The sequence below is a fragment of the Alterinioella sp. genome (genome assembly GCF_058343375.1).
On the sequence record NZ_JBTUJH010000019.1, the window covers coordinates 97965 to 113957 of the forward strand.

Below are 15993 nucleotides of genomic sequence, written 5' to 3' on the forward strand. Positions count from 1 at the left end.
GCTTGACCCTATGGCGCTGACGGGCCGGGATGGCTGGCCAGGAAATCATCAAGTTCGGTGGCGACGGGCATGGCGCGGGCGCAACCGGGGCGCGCCACCACGATCGAGGCACAGGCCGAGCCGCGCAATATCGCCTCGCGCATCGGGTGGCCTTGCGACAGGCTGGCCAGAAATCCGGCCATGAAACTGTCGCCCGCGCCGGTGGGTTTGATCGCTTCGACCGGGTAGATGCCGGTGACGATCTGCTTGCCATCTGCGAATGTCACGGCCCCCTCGGGGCCTTTCTTATAGACCACGATAGCGGCGCTGGTCGCGGCCAGATCGCGGGCCTTGGCAAGGCCCTTGTCGATGCCGCCTGCCATAAAGCCGAACTCCTCATCATTGCCGACGATCACATCGGCCATGGCACCGGCGCGCGACAGCACATCGGCGGCAATTTCGGGCGAGGGCCAGGAATAGGGGCGGTAATCGACATCGAAGATGATCGGCAGACCGGCGGCGCGGGCCAGATCGAAGGCACGGAACGTCGCCGCGCGCGACGGTTCGGCCGCAAAAACCGTGCCCGCCGTGATCAGCGCGCCATAGCTGCCGTAATCCAGCGCCTCGACATCGCGCATATCCATCTGGAAATCGGCGGCATTGTTGCGATAGATGACGCTCTGGTGATCCGCGACGCGGTTCTCATATATGGCCAGCGAAGTGCGCGGCTCGCCGGTGATCTTGCGCACATGGGTGCGGTCGACCTTGTAGTGATCGAGCTGATCCAGGCAATACCAGCCAATCGCGTCATCCGAGACGCAAGTGACCAGCGCGGCCTGACAGCCAAGCTTGACCAGCCCGACCGCGATATTGGCACTGCTGCCGCCCATGCCGACGCTCATGGTTCGGGCCGTGGCGGTCGGCGTGCCGACGGGTTCGGGCGACAGATCCATGCCGACCCGGCCGATGACCAGAAAATTTCGTTTGGCAATGCCGGCCATCAACATTTTACAGTCCTTTCGCGCGCATGGGTTCTTGCGCTTTTCACAGACGCAGGATAGAGATTTTGCAACCGGTTGCAAACATGTTTTGGCGGGAGCGCTGCAATGGCCGAGATTGGTGTCGGAATTCTGGGTGGTGGCTATATGGGAAAGGCCCATGCCGTTGCCATGGCCAGCGTCGGGGCTGTCTTTGATACCGCCCTGCGTCCGCGCCTGGAGATGGTCTGCGCCTCGACCGAGGCCAGCGCGCAACGCTACCGCGCCGCGTTCGGCTTTGCCCGTGCCACCGGTGACTGGCAGGCGCTGGTGCGCGACCCACGCGTTGAGGCCATTATCATTGCGACCCCGCCGAACACCCATCGCGCGATTGCCGAATTGGCGTTTTCGCTTGGCAAGCCGGTGTTTTGCGAAAAACCCATGGGGGCTGATCTGACCGAGGCCCGGGCCATGGTGGTCGCGGCAGAAGCCAGCGGCTGCGCCAATATGGTGGGCTATAATTACATCCGCACCCCGGCCAGCCAATATGCGCGCCAGCTGATCGCCGAGGGGCGCATCGGCGATGTGACCTGGTTTCGCGGCGAACACACCGAGGATTTCTTCGCCGATCCGAACGCCCCGGCAACCTGGCGCAGCACCGGCATGGCCAATGGCACCATGGGCGATCTGGCCCCGCATATGATCAATGCCGGGCTGGCGCTGATGGGCCCGATTGACCGGGTGATGGCCGAGGTCGAGACCGTGCATGCCACGCGCCCCGGCGGCGCGGTGACCAATGACGACCACGCCCAGATGATGTGCCGTTTTGCCAATGGGGCCATGGGGCATATGTATTTCAGCCGCATCGCGACCGGCCGCAAGATGGGCTATGCCTATGAAATCACCGGCACGAAAGGGGCCATCCGGTTCGATCAGGAGGATCAGAACGCGCTGTGGCTGTATCTGTCCGAAGGGCCCGAGGCCGAGCGCGGCTTTGCCAAGATCCTGACCGGCCCGGCGCATCCCGATTACCTGCCCTTTTGTCAGGGGCCCGGACATGGCACCGGCTATCAGGATCAGATCATCATCGAGGCCCGCGATTTCCTGCACGCGATTGACAGCGGCACCGCCGTCTGGCCGACATTTCGCGATGGCCTGGACGTGCAGCAGGTGATTGCCGCCGCGCTGCAATCATCGGCTGACCAGGCCTGGATCGACTGCGCCTCGATCGGGTTTTGAGGCATACACATTCCGTGCACAGGCTGTGCACACCCTGTGCAGATACCGGAGACAGCACATGACGAAACTGAACTGGGGCATGATCGGCGGCGGGGAGGGCAGCCAGATCGGCCCGGCGCATCGGCTTGGGGCCGGGCTGGATGGCGATTTCGCATTCGTTGCGGGCGCGCTCGATCATCGGCCCGAGGCGGGTCGCGATTATGGCCGGCGGCTTGGGCTGGACCCGTCCCGTGCCTATGGCAGCTGGCAGGAGATGCTGGAGGGTGAACGCACCCGCGAGGATCGGGTTGACCTGGTCACGGTCGCGACCCCCAATGCCACCCATTTCGAGATTACCCGCGCCTATCTGGAGGCCGGCTTTCATGTGCTATGCGAAAAACCCATGACCATGACGGTCGAAGAAGGCGAGGAGATTGTGCGCCTTGCCCGTGAAACCGGGCAGATCTGCGCCGTCAATTACGGCTATTCCGGCTATTCGCTGGTGCGCCATATGCGCGCGATGGTGGCGCGCGGCGATCTGGGGGAGATTCGTCTGGTGAAGGCGGAATTTGCCCATGGCCACCACGCCGATGCGGCCGATGCCGACAACCCGCGGGTGCGCTGGCGGTATGATCCGGCGCAGGCGGGGGTGTCGGCGCAATTTGCCGATTGCGGCATCCATGCGCTGCACATGGCCAGTTTTGTCATCGGGCAGCAGGCCACGCGCCTGTCGGCCGATACGGTCGCCTGCATTGCCGCCCGGCAACTGGAGGATGACGCCATGGTCAATCTGCGCTTTGACGGCGGCGCGGTCGGGCGGCTCTGGACCTCGTCGGTTGCGATCGGGCGCCAGCATGGGCTGAGCCTGCAGGTATTTGGCGAAAAGGGCGGGCTGCGCTGGAGCCAGGAGCACCCCAATCAGCTTTTCTGGATGCCTCTGGGCGGGCGGTCGCAGGTGATTGAACGCGGCGAAGCCGGGCTGAGCCCCGAGGCCGACCGCACCAGCCGCGTGACCATTGGCCATGCCGAAGGCATGCCGCTGGCATTTGCCAATATCTACAGCGATCTGGCCGAGGCCATTCGTGCCCGCAAAGAAGGCCGCGATAGTGACCCGGCGGCCGATCTCTACCCCCGCGCCGAGGATGGCGTGCGATCCATGGCGGCGGTGTTTGCGGTGGCAAAAAGCGGTCAGGCGGATGGGGCCTGGGTCGATGCGCGGCCACCGATGTTTCGCTGATCCGGCCTGCGTCGCGCCTATTGGGGGTGGCGCAGCGTCGCCCGGTTGATCACCTCGCAATCGAACAGGCGCGTTTGCGGGGCGATGTCGGGGTCATCCAGCATCGCCACCACCAGATCGACCGAGGCCGAGATGATCCGGGCGATGGGTTGGCGGATCGTGGTCAGGTTGATATTTTCCCAGCCCGCCATTTCCATGTCATTGAGGCCGATCAGCCCGATATCCTCGGGCACGCGCAGCCCGTGATCGCGGATTGCGCTGAGCGCACCGATGGACAGCACGTCATCGCCGCAGAAATAGGCTTCGGCATGGGGCGGGCGGCTCAGCAGGCGCTGCATCTCGGCCCGCCCGGCGGCAAAGCTGTAGGCTTCGGCAAAGCTGTGGGTCAAGGTTGCAGGAGCGGCGATTTCCTCGACAAACCCGGCCAGCCGGTCCTGGGTTGACGTGGCCGTGCTTGGGCCGCCCAGAAACCCCAATGATCTGTAACCCCGCGCCAGCAGCGCGCGCGCCGCCATTCGCCCGCATTCGACATTGTCGATGCCAATGATATGGGTTTTGGGCCGGTCGGTGGCGCGGCCAAAGGAATGGACCACCCGAAGGCCCGCATCGTGAAACGCTTGCGCGAAACTGGGCGGCAGGGTCGATGAGGCGACGATGACGCCATCGACCGAATATTGCCGCAACATGCGCACCGAATTGGCCGGGTCGGTCTGGCCCGAAAGATTGACCAGAAGCGGCCGCAGCCCACGATCCTGAAGCGCGCGGGTGAAACGGTCGAACACTTCCAGAAAGATCGGGTTCTGGAAATTGTCTGAGACCAGCCCGATCAGTTTGGTGCGCCCTGTGGTCAGGCTTGAAGCCAGCGCATTGGGACTGTAGCCAAGCGCCAGCGCCGCCGTTTCCACCTTGGCGCGGGTCTTGGGCGAGACCGAGGCACCGGGGGTGAATGTGCGCGACACGGCCGAGCGCGAGACCCCCGCCCGTTCAGCCACTTCGCGCAATGTGACGGCCATGGCCCCTGCCTTTTCCGGTTTCCTGCACGGCGCAGGTTAGCTTTGTGGCGGGGGGGCGTGCAACCGGTTGCAGTTTCGCCATGGCGGCAAATACCCACATAAAACAACAAAACACGTTGTCTAATGTTGGTTATGCGGGCAGGCTTGACGAAACGAGGGGGGGGCGGAGGTGCGGGCGATGCATGCGTGCAAATATCTGATTATCGGCGGCGGCATCATTGGCTGTTCAATCGCCTATCATCTGGCAAAGAACGGCGCGCGGGATGTTGTCTTGCTGGAACGCGCCGGGCTGACCGAAGGGGCCACCTGGCACGCGGCGGGGCTGGTCGGGCAGCTCAGATCGTCGCGCAACACCACAAGGATGCTGCAACGATCCGTCCACATGTATGACCGGTTGGAGGCCGAAACCGGCATGAGTTTCGACTGGAAGAAGGTCGGATCGCTGCGGTTGGCGGCGACGCCCGACCGGATGCTGGAGGCGCAGCGCCTGACCACGATGGCGCAAAGCTTTGGTCTGGAGATGGCGATGGTGAGCGCCTCCGAGGCCAGGGATCTGTTCCCCTTTATCGACGCCAGCAAAATCGAGGGCGCGGCGTTCATCCCCTCCGATGGCCATGTCGATCCGGCGGGCCTGTGTCAAGCGGTGGCCGCCGGGGCGCGGCTGCACGGGGTTGATATCAGGCAAGGTGTTGAAGTGCTGGATTTCGTTTTGAGGGATGACCGGATCATCGGGGTCGAGACCTCGCAAGGGCGATGGGACGCGGATGTTGTCATTCTGGCGGCGGGCATGTGGAGCCGCGAATTGGGCGCGAAGCTGGGCCTGCGCATTCCGGCCTGCGCGCTCGAACATCAGTATATCGTGACCGAGCCGTGGCCCGAGCCCGAACTGGTGCGCGACCTGCCGCAACTGCGCGATCCCGAACGGCTGGTCTATTACAAGCCCGATGCGGGCGGGCGCATGGTGGTGGGCGGCTATGAGGCGGCCACGCGCCCCTTTGGCGAGCGTGGCATTCCCGGCACATTCGTGCGCCAGTTGCTGCCCGATGATCTGGATCGTTTCGGGCCGCTGGCGGAACTGGCCGCCGAAATCACGCCGGTGCTGAACCAGGTCGGTATCCGGCAGGTGATCAACGGGCCGATCCCCTATTCGGCCGATGGTGATTTCGTGATGGGATGGGCCCCGGGGCACGACAATCTGATGCTGGCGACAGGCTTTCTTTATGGCATTGCCGCCGGTGGTGGTGCCGGTGAGATGATCGCCGAATGGGTGATGGAGGGCCGCCCGTCGCTGGATCTGTGGGCGCTCGATATTCGCCGCTTCGGGCCGCATCACGGCACAAATGCCTTCATGTATCCGCGCGCGGTGGAGCATTACGCGCATCATTACAAACTGCGCTATCCGGGGCAGGAGGCCGAGACGGTGCGGGGATTGCGCCGGTCACCTTTGTATCAGACGCTGAAGGATCAGGGCGCGGTTTACGGGTCCAAGAATGGCTGGGAGCGGCCCTTGTGGTTTGCGCCAGATGGGGTGGATCCGGTCGATCAGCTCGGCTTTCTCGACCCCGGCTGGCACGCTTTCGCGGCCGAAGAACACCGGGCCGTGCGAACCGGTGTGGCGCTGATCGACCAGAGCAGTTTCGCCAAGTTCGAGATCATCGGGCCGGGCGCTCTGGACCTTCTGCAACGCCTGACAACTTGCAATATGGATCGGCCCGCAGGGGCCGTCATCTATGCGCAGATGTGCAATGAGGCGGGCGGCATCGAGGCCGACCTGACCATCACAAGGCTGGCGCGGGATCATTTCTATATCGTCACCGGGGCCGGGTTCGGGGGCCATGACGCGGATTGGATCCGGCGGCATATGCCAAGGGATGGCTCGGTGCATCTGATCGAGGTCACCTCGGCCCGGGCGGTGATCAATCTCTGCGGTCCGCTGGCGCGCGATGTGCTGGCGGCGGTGGCGGAAGAGGATGTCTGCAACGCCGCCTTCCCCTTTGCCACCATGCGCGAGATCGCCATTGGCGCGGCCCCGCTGCGCGCGGTGCGGATCGGGTTTGTCGGCGAATTGGGCTGGGAGCTGCATATCCCCACCGAGTTCACGCCTCATGTTTATGATCTGCTGATGGCGGCGGGGCAGGCGCAGGGCATTCGCAATGTCGGCTACCGCGCGATTGACAGTTTGCGGATGGAAAAGGGTTATCTCTATTGGTCCGGCGATATGTCCCCCGATTATACGCCGGTTGAGGCCGGGCTGGGGGGGCGTGTGCATCTGAAATCGGGCGGTGATTTTCTGGGCCGCGAGGTTCTGGCGCGGCAAAAGGCGGAAGGTGCGGCGCGCAGGCTCTGCACTTTCGTGACGCAGGAAAAGCTGCCGCTTTTTGGCGGTGAGACATTGCTGAAAGATGGTGCGGTTGTTTCGCTGGTGACCTCGCAGGCCTATGGCCATAGCGTCGGCCGGATGATCATGTATGGCTATCTGGCGCGCCCGATATGGGATGAGACCGCGTTTGAGGTCGAGGCATTTGGCCGGCGCCATGGCGTGACACGGGTTCAGGGGCCGCTTTATGATCCCACCAATGAACGGCTGAAATCATGAGAGGCGGGCGCGATGAGTGAGCATTTGGAGGCGGTTGTGGCCGGGCTGCGGCAAGCGCCGGGATATGGCGATGTGCGGGCAGAGGAATGTCGGATCATCCGGCTTGGCGGCCTGACCAATCTGGTGCATCGCGTTGATATCAGGGGCCAGAGCCTGATCGTGCGGATCGCCGGCGCCGGCACCGGCGATTATATCGACCGCGCGGTCGAGGCCGCCAATGCGCGCGCCGCCTATCGGGCCGGGGTCTCGGCAAAGGTGCTGCATGCCGATGCCGCGACCGGGCTGATGGTGTCGCAGGCGATTGCCGATATCGTCACCATGACGCCGGCGCTTTTTGCCAGCCGCGACGGGGCCGCCGGGCGGGCCGGGGTGGCTTTGGCGAAACTGCACCGATCCGGCGTCTCCTTCGAGTTCCGGTTCGAGCTGTTTGCGATGATCGCGGAGTATCTGGAGGTTCTGTCGGGCCGGGATGTGGCACTGCCCGAGGGCTATCATGACGTGGTGGCGGCCGCGGCACCGGTCAAGGATCTGCTGGCGGCGCATCCGGCCGCGCTGGCCCCGTGCCATTGCGATCCGCTTTGCGAGAACTTTCTCGATGATGGCAAGGTGATGTGGATCGTCGATTGGGAATATTCCGGCATGAATGATCCGCTATGGGATGTTGGTGATCTGGCGGTCGAGGCCGAAATGACGCCCGCGCTGGAGGCGGAGCTGCTGCGCGGCTATTTCGGCGGCGACCCGAGCCCGGCGCAGGTCGGGCGGATGGTGATCTACAAGGCGATGTGTGATCTTTTATGGACGCTTTGGGGGTTGATCCAACTGGCCGATGGCAATCAGGCCGAGGATTTCCGGGCCTATGCCGCGGGGCGCTTTGGTCGCTGCAGGGCATTGATGGCCGATCCGGCATGGGACGGGCATCTGGCGGCGGTGGCGGCGGGGTAGGCTGCGATGGGATCCCGCATGCTGGCCTGCTGATCTGGCGTGGCGGCCATGGCGGCCCGATCCATCACTGCGCGATGGTCATTGCGATGCCCCAACCCTTTAGCGCCGCGGCCAGATCGGGTTCGGGTGGGCGGTCGGTTACCAGCATGTCGATCTGGGTGGGATCGCAGACCGTGATCGGGGCCGGGCGGCCAAACTTGCTGCCATCGGCGGCCACAATGCTGTGGGCGGCGTTTTCCAGGATGGCGCGCGAAAACATCGCCTCTTGCAGATCGAACAACATGAACCCGTGATGCGCATTGATGCCGGCAGCGGACAGAACCGCGAAATCGGTCTTGAAATTGCGCGCGAAGGCCAGCGCCTCGGCACCGAAGGCCCCACCATCATGGGCGCGCAATTCACCGCCCGCCATATAGACGCGATTGCCGTTGCGGGTGGCCAGCTTATAGGCGACCGAGACCGAATTGGTGACCACCATCAGCCGATGATGGTCGCGCAGCGCATCGGCGATATAGGAGGTGGTCGATCCGACATCGAGAAAGATCGAGCTGCCATCGGGGATCATCCCGGCGGCGGCGCGTGCGACCATTTTCTTGGCCTCGGGGTTCAGCGACAGGCGCTGGTGAAAATCGCCCTCATCATCGACATCGCTGAGCTTGGCCCCGCCATGCATCTTGACCACGGCCCCGCGGCTGGCCAGCCGTTTGAGATTGCGGCGGATGGTTTCCTCGGACACGTGCAGCTGTTCGGCCAGGGCTGAGATGCGCAAACTGCCACCGGCGCGGCGCAGGCTGGTGACAATCGCCTGCTGCGTATGATTCTGATGCGCGTCCAAACCCGGTTCCCCCGTAAGCCATGGCGGCCGGTCTATGCGCAGACCCCGGCCACCTCAATGCCCAGTATTTGCGTATTTGGGGCAAGAAACAACAAAAACACACGTTTTATATTGCAAAATGCCCGAAATCGGGCAGGCTACCGGCAATGGCCTGCCTGCCAGCGGGCCGCTGGACGATATCAACAGGGGGAAAGAAACATGCGAATTTCAACGGCGCTTGGCGTGGCGATGGCTCTGGCCGCGGCACCGGCAATGGCCCAGGTCAGCGATGATCCGATCCGGATCACCACGCATGACTGGTCCGGTCAGATCGTGAATGCCAATATTCTCAGCCTGATCCTGCAAGAGGCCGGGTATAATACCGAACTGGTGCAGGCTGATTATATCGCGCAATTCGCGGGGCTGCGCAGCGGCGATCTGACAGTTGCGGTCGAGATCTGGGAAACCACCGGCCGCGAGGCGATGGATGCGGCCTTTGCCACCGGCGATGTGATCAATCTGGGTGAAGGCGGCATGCAGGCGATCGAGGAATGGTGGTATCCGTCCTATATGGAGGAGGTTTGCCCCGGCCTGCCCAACTGGGAGGCGCTGAATGATTGTGCCGCCGAGTTTGCCACCGCCGAAACCGCGCCTTTTGGCCGCTATCTTGGCGGCCCTGTCACCTGGGGCGGCTTTGACGAGGAACGCATCGAGGCGTTGGAGCTGGATTACGAGGTTGTCCATGCCGGCACCGATGCGGCGCTGTTTGCGGAACTGGAATCGGCCTATCAGCGCCAGGCCCCGGTTCTGCTGTGGGTCTATGTGCCGCATTGGGCCGCGTCGCGCTATGAGGGCAGTTTCATCGAGTTTCCTGAATATGCGGCGGAATGCTATTCCGATCCGTCCTGGGGCATAAACCCCGATCTGGCCTATGATTGCGGCAAGCCGCGCGGCCCGATCTGGACGGTGGCCTGGGCCGGTATCGAAGATCAATGGCCCGGTGCTGCCGATGTGATCCGCAACTATCAGATCAGCAATGCCGATATGGGCGCGCTGGTGGCGCAGATCGATCTGGAGGGCGTGTCGGTCGAGGATGCCGCCGCAGCCTGGGTCGCGGCCAATGCCGAGGCGATCCGGGGCTGGATCGAGTAACATTGCCCAATCTGCCGGGTGGCATGCGGGCCCGCCTGCCTGCCACCCGTTTTTTTGCCCGGAACGGTTGCGGCATTTGCCGGGCCCGTGACCGAAGGACGCGCGCATGAACAACACCGTCAAGCTGGATTGTCAGGGTGTCTGGAAGCTCTATGGCCCGCGCGCGGCCGAGGTTCTGGCCGCCCATGACGGCAAACCTTCGGCTGATATTCTGGCGCGGGCGGGCATTGTCGGCGCGGTGCGCGATGCCAATGTCACCATCCATGAGGGCGAAATCTTTGTCATCATGGGGCTGTCGGGATCGGGCAAATCCACCCTGGTGCGCTGCCTTTCTCGGCTGGTGGAGCCGACCGCCGGTTCGATCCTGTTTGCCGGGGATGACCTGTTGCGGATGCGCGAGAAAGAGCTGATCGCGCTGCGCCGCAAGAAGGTGGGCATGGTGTTTCAGAACTTTGCCCTGCTGCCGCATCTGACGGTGTTGCAGAATGTGGCTTTTCCGCTGGATGTGCAGGGTGTGGGGCGGGCCGCGCGCGAGGCGCGGGCGCGTGAGATGATCACGATTGTGGGGCTTGAGGGCCGCGAAAACGCCTTTCCGCGGCAATTGTCTGGCGGTCAGCAACAGCGCGTCGGCATTGCAAGATCGCTGGTCGGCGACCCGGAACTGTGGTTCCTGGATGAGCCGTTTTCGGCGCTCGACCCGCTGATCCGGCGCGAGATGCAGGATGAGTTTCTGCGCCTGCAATCGCTGCTGCACAAGACCATCGTGTTCATCACCCATGATTTCGAGGAGGCCATCCGGCTGGCCGACCGGATCGCGGTGATGAAGGATGGCGAGATCGTGCAGACCGCCACGCCCGAAGAACTGGTGCTGAACCCGGCCGATGAATATGTCGCCGAGTTCACCCATCACATCCCGCGCGAAAAAGTGCTGAAACTGCGCTCGGTGATGGGGCCGGTTCTGCCTGCCAATGCCGTCGCGGATAGCTTGCGCGAAGATATGATCCTGGCCGATGCGATGGAGCGGATCGCCGCCAGCGCGCAGCCTTTGGCGGTGGTCGATGCGGGTGGCACAGTGGTGGGGTCGGTCGATGCGCAGGCGATCGTGGCGGCGATGGCCAGGGGCGCGCGGCGATGACGGGCGAGGGTGCAGAACAGGGCGGGCTTGCGCGGATCTTGCGCAGCGGCTGGCTGTTCTGGGGCGCGCTTTTTGTGGTGACCTGGGTGCTGTCCTCGAATGCCATGCAGATATACCAGGCGTTTGATGCGCGTTGGATCATCCGCTACCCGGCGCAGTTTCAACTGCCGCTGGAGGACAGTATCAGCGCCGCGATTGCCTGGTTGATGGAGGACGCCGCCATTGGCCCGGTCAGCTTTCGCGACGTCACCCGCGCCATATCGGCGATGATCGAGGCCCCCTATGATCTGGTGCGCGCGGCCATCGCCGACGGGTTTCTGCGCGGGCAGGGCAGCCAGGCGGTCGAGATCGCGCCGGAACTGTCCTGGATCGCCATCATCGTGGCGCTGGTGGCGCTTGGGGCCTATGCGCGCGATCTTGGCCTGGCCTTGCTGGTGGGGCTCTGTTTTCTCTACATTGCCGTATTTGGCCAATGGGAAAGCGCCATGGTGACGCTGTCCTCGGTGCTGATCGCGGTGCCGCTTGGCGTTCTGGGCGGGCTGTTTCTGGGCATCCTCGCCTATCGTTTCAGGTGGGTCGACCGGATCCTGCGCCCGGTGCTGGATCTGATGCAGACGGTGCCGGTCTTTGCCTATCTGGTGCCGATCCTGTTCATGTTCGGCTTTGGCCCGGTCGCGGCGCTGGTCGCGACCATCATCTACGCGATGCCGCCGATGGTGCGCGTGACCACGGTGGCGCTGTGCGGGGTGCCGGTGGAAGTGGTCGAGGCCGGTCGCATGGTCGGCTGCACGCGCCGGCAATTGATGTGGAAAGTGCTGATCCCATCGGCCGCGCCGACGCTGATGGTTGGCGTCAATCAGGTGATCATGCTGAGCCTGAACATGGTCATCATCGCGTCGATGATCGGGGCTGGCGGGCTTGGCTTTGATGTGCTCAGCGCGCTGCGGCGGCTGGATATCGGTGGCGGCATCGAGGCCGGGCTGGCGATCGTGGTGATGGCGGTGGCGCTGGACCGGTTGAGCCAGGCCTTTGCCCGCAAGCCGCCCGATCCGATCCCTGCTGCGGGGCTTGGCCTGATGGCGCGCCACCCCTGGCTGTTCATGGTGCTGGCGGTGATGGGTGTGACCTATGTGGCGGGTCTTTTCCTGCCGCAGATCACCGATTTCCCGGACGGGCTGACGCTGACAACCTCGGCCTTTTGGCGTGATGCGATGGAATATATCAACGTCAATTACTTTGACACGCTCGAGGCCATCAAGAGCTTTTTCCTGACCTTTCTGCTGCTGCCGATCAAACGGTTTTTCGCGGGCATTCCGTGGCCATGGGGTATCGTGGCGGCGGCGCTGGCCGCATGGCGCGTGGGTGGAGCCGGATTGGCGCTGATGACGGCGTTGATGGTGTGGTTTCTGGCCGCTGTCGGTCTTTGGCGCGAGGCGATGACGACGATCTATCTCTGCGGCACTTCGGTGCTGATCGCCTATGTCATCGGGGTGCCGCTTGGCATCTGGGCCGGGCAGAATGCGCGCGCCAACGCCATTTTGGGCAGTATCATCGACACGCTGCAGACCTTGCCCAGTTTTGTCTATCTGATCCCGGTGGTGATGCTGTTCCGGGTTGGTGATTTCTCGGCCATGATTGCGGTGGTGCTGTATGCTTTGGCCCCTGCCGTGCGCTACGCCGCCCACGGTATTCGCACCATCGAGCCACAGATGATCGAGGCCGGGCTGATTTCGGGCTGCACCAGATGGCAGCTCTTGTGGCGGATCAAGCTGCCGCTGGCGGCCCCGTCGATGCTGCTTGGTCTCAATCAGACCATCATGTTGGCGCTGTCGATGCTGGTGATCACGGCGCTGGTGGGGACCCGCGATCTGGGTCAGGAGGTCTATATCGCGCTGACGCGCGCCGATACCGGGCAGGGCATCGTGGCCGGGTTGTCGGTGGCCTTCATCGCGATCATCGCTGATCGCATGGTGTCGGCGATGGCACAGAAATCCAAAGAAAATCTGGGGGTGGCATGACACCGGAAGACGCCATTCAAAAGGCCCTGTCGCTGACCTGCTGGGACGCAGCCGATTATGCCGTGCCGCTGGAGGGCGGTATCACCAATCACAATATCAAGCTTGGCGATGGCGGGCGGCATTACGTGGTGCGCCTGGGCGAGGATATTCCCGAACATCAGGTGCTGCGCTGGAACGAGCTTGCCATCAGCCGCGCCGCCCATGGGGCCGGCGTCGCCCCCGGTGTGGTCCATTGCGAACCCGGCGTGCTGGTGCTGGATTACGTGGAGGCCGGGGCGCTGTCGGAGGCTGACCTGCACGATGCCGACACGCTGTTGCAGGTGGTCGATCTGGTGGCGCGCCTGCACCGTGACGGCCCCGGATACCTGCGCGGGCCGGTGCTGACATTCTGGGTGTTTCATATCCTGCGCGATTATGCCGGAACCCTGCGCGATCGTGGCTCGGGCCATGCAAACCGGTTGCAGGACCTGCTGGATCAGGCTGCGATACTGGAACGCGCGGTCGGGCCGGTGGATCTGGTGCTTGGCCATAATGATCTGCTGCCGGCCAATATCCTGCGCGGCGACACCCGGTTCTGGCTGATTGATTTTGAATATGGCGGCTTCAATTCACCGCTGTTTGATCTTGGCGGGCTGGCCTCCAATGCCGGGCTGGGGCCGGAGGCCGAGGCCGCCATGCTGCGCGCCTATTTCGGCACCGCGCCGACGCCTGAATTACTGCACAGCTATGCGGCGATGAAATGCGCCTCGCTGCTGCGCGAAACCATGTGGTCGATGGTCTCGGAACTGACCTCGGTGCTTGATTTCGACTATGCCGATTACACCGCCAGAAACATGGACCGTTTCCAGGTCGCGTTTGATGCGTTTTCCGCCGGGAGGCTTTCCTCATGAGTGATTTTCCGAACACGGCGCAGGCTGTCATCGTGGGCGGCGGCATTGTCGGCTGTTCCACCGCCTATCATCTGGCGCGGCTTGGCTGGGATGTGGTGCTGCTGGAGCGCAAGAAGCTGACCTCGGGCACCACGTTTCACGCGGCGGGGCTGGTCGGGCAGTTGCGATCCAGCGCCAATATCACGCAGCTTCTGGGTTATTCGGTGGATCTTTATGACCGGCTTGAGGCCGAGACCGGGCAGGCCACCGGCTGGAAGATGAATGGCGGGCTGCGGCTGGCCTGCAACGCTGAACGCTGGATTGAGGTGAAGCGCCAGGCGACCACGGCGCAGTCCTTTGGTCTGGATATGCAGCTTTTGACGCCAGCGGAGGCGCAGGATCTGTGGCCGCTGATGGATATCGGCGATGTCGTGGGGGCGGCGTTTTTGCCCACTGACGGGCAGGCGAACCCGTCTGACATCACCCTGGCGCTGGCCAAGGGCGCACGGATGGCGGGGGCGCAGATATTTGAGGATTGCAAGGTGCTGTCGGTCGATGTGGATCGCGGCATCATCAAGGGGGTCGAGACCGAACGCGGCTATATCGCCTGCGGCGTGGTCATTGCCTGCGCCGGGCAATGGACGCGGGATTTTGCCAGATCCGTGGGTGTGAATGTGCCGCTGGTTCCGGTCGAGCATCAATATATGGTGACCGAAGCCATCCCCGGCATGCCCAGAGATCTGCCCACGCTGCGTGACCCCGACCGGCTGACCTATTACAAGGAGGAGGTCGGCGGTCTGGTGATGGGCGGCTATGAGCCCAACCCGATCCTGTGGGCCGAAAACGGCATCCCGAAGGATTTTCACTACACGCTGCTTGACAGTAATTTCGACCATTTCGAGCCGTTGATGGAGCTGTCGCTTGGCCGGGTTCCGGCGCTGCAAACGGCGGGGATCAAGCAATTGGTCAACGGGCCGGAAAGCTTCACCCCTGATGGCAATTTCATTCTGGGAGAGGCCCCGGAGCTGAAGAATTTCTACGTCGGCGCGGGGTTCAACGCGTTTGGCATTGCCGCCGGCGGTGGTGCCGGCATGGCGCTGGCGGAATGGGTCGCCAGGGGCGAGCCGCCCTATGATCTGTGGTCGGTCGATATCCGCCGTTTCGGGCGGCCGCATTTCGATACCGATTGGATCCGCGCCCGCACCTATGAGGCTTACGGCAAGCATTACACCATGGCCTGGCCCTCCGAGGAGCATTCCAGCGGGCGGCCCTGCCGGACATCGCCGCTCTATGAGATCCTCAAGGCTGATGGCGCGGTGTTTGGCGAGAAACTGGGATGGGAGCGGCCGAACTGGTTCGCGGATGTGGAGGGGGGAGAAGTGCAGCACGACATCTATACATTTGGCCGCCCCAACTGGCATGCTGCGGTGGCGCGCGAACACAAGGCGGCCCGCGAAAAGGCGGTGCTGTTTGACCAGACCTCATTCGCCAAATTCATCCTGAAAGGCCCGGATGCGGAGGCAGCACTTGGCTGGATCGCGGCGGGCGATGTGGCCAAGCCGGTGGGGTCGCTGACCTATACCCAGATGCTGAACGATCATGGCGGCATCGAGTGCGACCTGACCTGTGTCCGGATCGCCGAGGATGAATATTACATCATCACCGGCACCGGATTTGCGACGCATGATTTCAGCCATATCGCGCGCTCGATCCCTGATGGCATGAATGCGCAACTGGTTGATGTGACATCATCTTATTCGGTTCTGTCGCTGTTTGGCCCCAACGCGCGTGACATCCTGTCTGCGGTCACCCGCGATGATGTGAGCCATGAGGGTTTCCCCTTTGGCACCGCAAAAACCATCGGCATCGCGGGCTGTCCGGTCAATGCGCTGCGCATAACTTATGTGGGCGAACTGGGGTGGGAGCTGCATCTGCCGGTCGAATATGCCGTCACGGTCTATCATGCGCTGCACCGGGCCGGGGCTGCGTATGGGCTGCGCAATGCCGGCTACCGGGCGATTGAAACGCTGCGGCTGGAAAAGG

General features: G+C 63.3%; 12 protein-coding genes. 9 read left to right on the forward strand and 3 right to left on the reverse strand.

Translation table 11 applies throughout. The features are described from left to right. Positions 1–8: 8 nt before the first annotated feature. Positions 9–986 carry a 5-dehydro-2-deoxygluconokinase gene (gene iolC / locus ACW8PS_RS03705; protein ID WP_491525925.1) on the reverse strand — a complete coding sequence of 326 codons (978 nt, stop codon included), beginning with the start codon at positions 984–986 and terminating at the stop codon, positions 9–11. A 99-nt stretch (positions 987–1085) separates the two neighbouring features. Between iolC and ACW8PS_RS03710 the strand changes: the two genes are divergently transcribed. Together ACW8PS_RS03710 and ACW8PS_RS03715 are read left to right on the forward strand one after the other, a co-directional pair. Next, entirely contained in the window at positions 1086–2195 is a 1110-nt protein-coding gene (locus tag ACW8PS_RS03710) for a Gfo/Idh/MocA family protein (RefSeq protein ID WP_491525926.1), read from the forward strand. A gap of 58 nt (positions 2196–2253) precedes the next feature. After that, entirely contained in the window at positions 2254–3411 is a 1158-nt protein-coding gene (locus tag ACW8PS_RS03715) for a Gfo/Idh/MocA family protein (protein WP_491525927.1), read from the forward strand. Positions 3412–3428: 17 nt separating this feature from the next. Here ACW8PS_RS03715 and ACW8PS_RS03720 read toward each other — a convergent pair whose 3' ends face one another. Then, positions 3429–4424: a LacI family DNA-binding transcriptional regulator gene (locus ACW8PS_RS03720; RefSeq protein ID WP_491525928.1), complete on the reverse strand. Its 996-nt coding sequence runs from the start codon at positions 4422–4424 to the stop codon at positions 3429–3431. A 178-nt stretch (positions 4425–4602) separates the two neighbouring features. Between ACW8PS_RS03720 and ACW8PS_RS03725 the strand changes: the two genes are divergently transcribed. Together ACW8PS_RS03725 and ACW8PS_RS03730 are read left to right on the forward strand one after the other, a co-directional pair. Next, a complete protein-coding gene (locus ACW8PS_RS03725; RefSeq protein WP_491525929.1) occupies positions 4603–7020 on the forward strand; it encodes a GcvT family protein in 2418 nt (805 codons plus the stop codon). 12 nt (positions 7021–7032) lie between these two features. Continuing rightward, a complete protein-coding gene (locus ACW8PS_RS03730; protein WP_491525930.1) occupies positions 7033–7962 on the forward strand; it encodes a choline/ethanolamine kinase family protein in 930 nt (309 codons plus the stop codon). Between the two features lie 64 nt (positions 7963–8026). Here ACW8PS_RS03730 and ACW8PS_RS03735 read toward each other — a convergent pair whose 3' ends face one another. Beyond that, positions 8027–8797: a DeoR/GlpR family DNA-binding transcription regulator gene (locus ACW8PS_RS03735; protein WP_491525931.1), complete on the reverse strand. Its 771-nt coding sequence runs from the start codon at positions 8795–8797 to the stop codon at positions 8027–8029. Positions 8798–8995: 198 nt separating this feature from the next. On the opposite strand from ACW8PS_RS03735, the gene ACW8PS_RS03740 reads away from it, so the two are divergent. The 5 genes from ACW8PS_RS03740 to ACW8PS_RS03760 all read left to right on the forward strand — a co-directional run. Then, complete coding sequence (locus ACW8PS_RS03740; protein WP_491525932.1) at positions 8996–9928, forward strand: ABC transporter substrate-binding protein; 933 nt, start codon at positions 8996–8998, stop codon at positions 9926–9928. Positions 9929–10034: 106 nt separating this feature from the next. Further along, on the forward strand, positions 10035–11063 hold the full coding sequence (locus ACW8PS_RS03745; protein WP_491525933.1) for a quaternary amine ABC transporter ATP-binding protein: 1029 nt from the start codon (positions 10035–10037) through the stop codon (positions 11061–11063). Beyond that, positions 11060–13081, forward strand: a complete 2022-nt coding sequence (locus tag ACW8PS_RS03750; RefSeq protein WP_491525934.1) for an ABC transporter permease — start codon at positions 11060–11062, stop codon at positions 13079–13081. The genes ACW8PS_RS03745 and ACW8PS_RS03750 overlap by 4 nt, the downstream gene beginning before the upstream one ends. Next, positions 13078–13971, forward strand: a complete 894-nt coding sequence (locus ACW8PS_RS03755; protein WP_491525935.1) for a phosphotransferase — start codon at positions 13078–13080, stop codon at positions 13969–13971. The genes ACW8PS_RS03750 and ACW8PS_RS03755 overlap by 4 nt, the downstream gene beginning before the upstream one ends. After that, the coding region (locus ACW8PS_RS03760; RefSeq protein ID WP_491525936.1) for a GcvT family protein at positions 13968–15993 on the forward strand (2026 nt) is incomplete at its 3' end. The genes ACW8PS_RS03755 and ACW8PS_RS03760, both read left to right, overlap by 4 nt.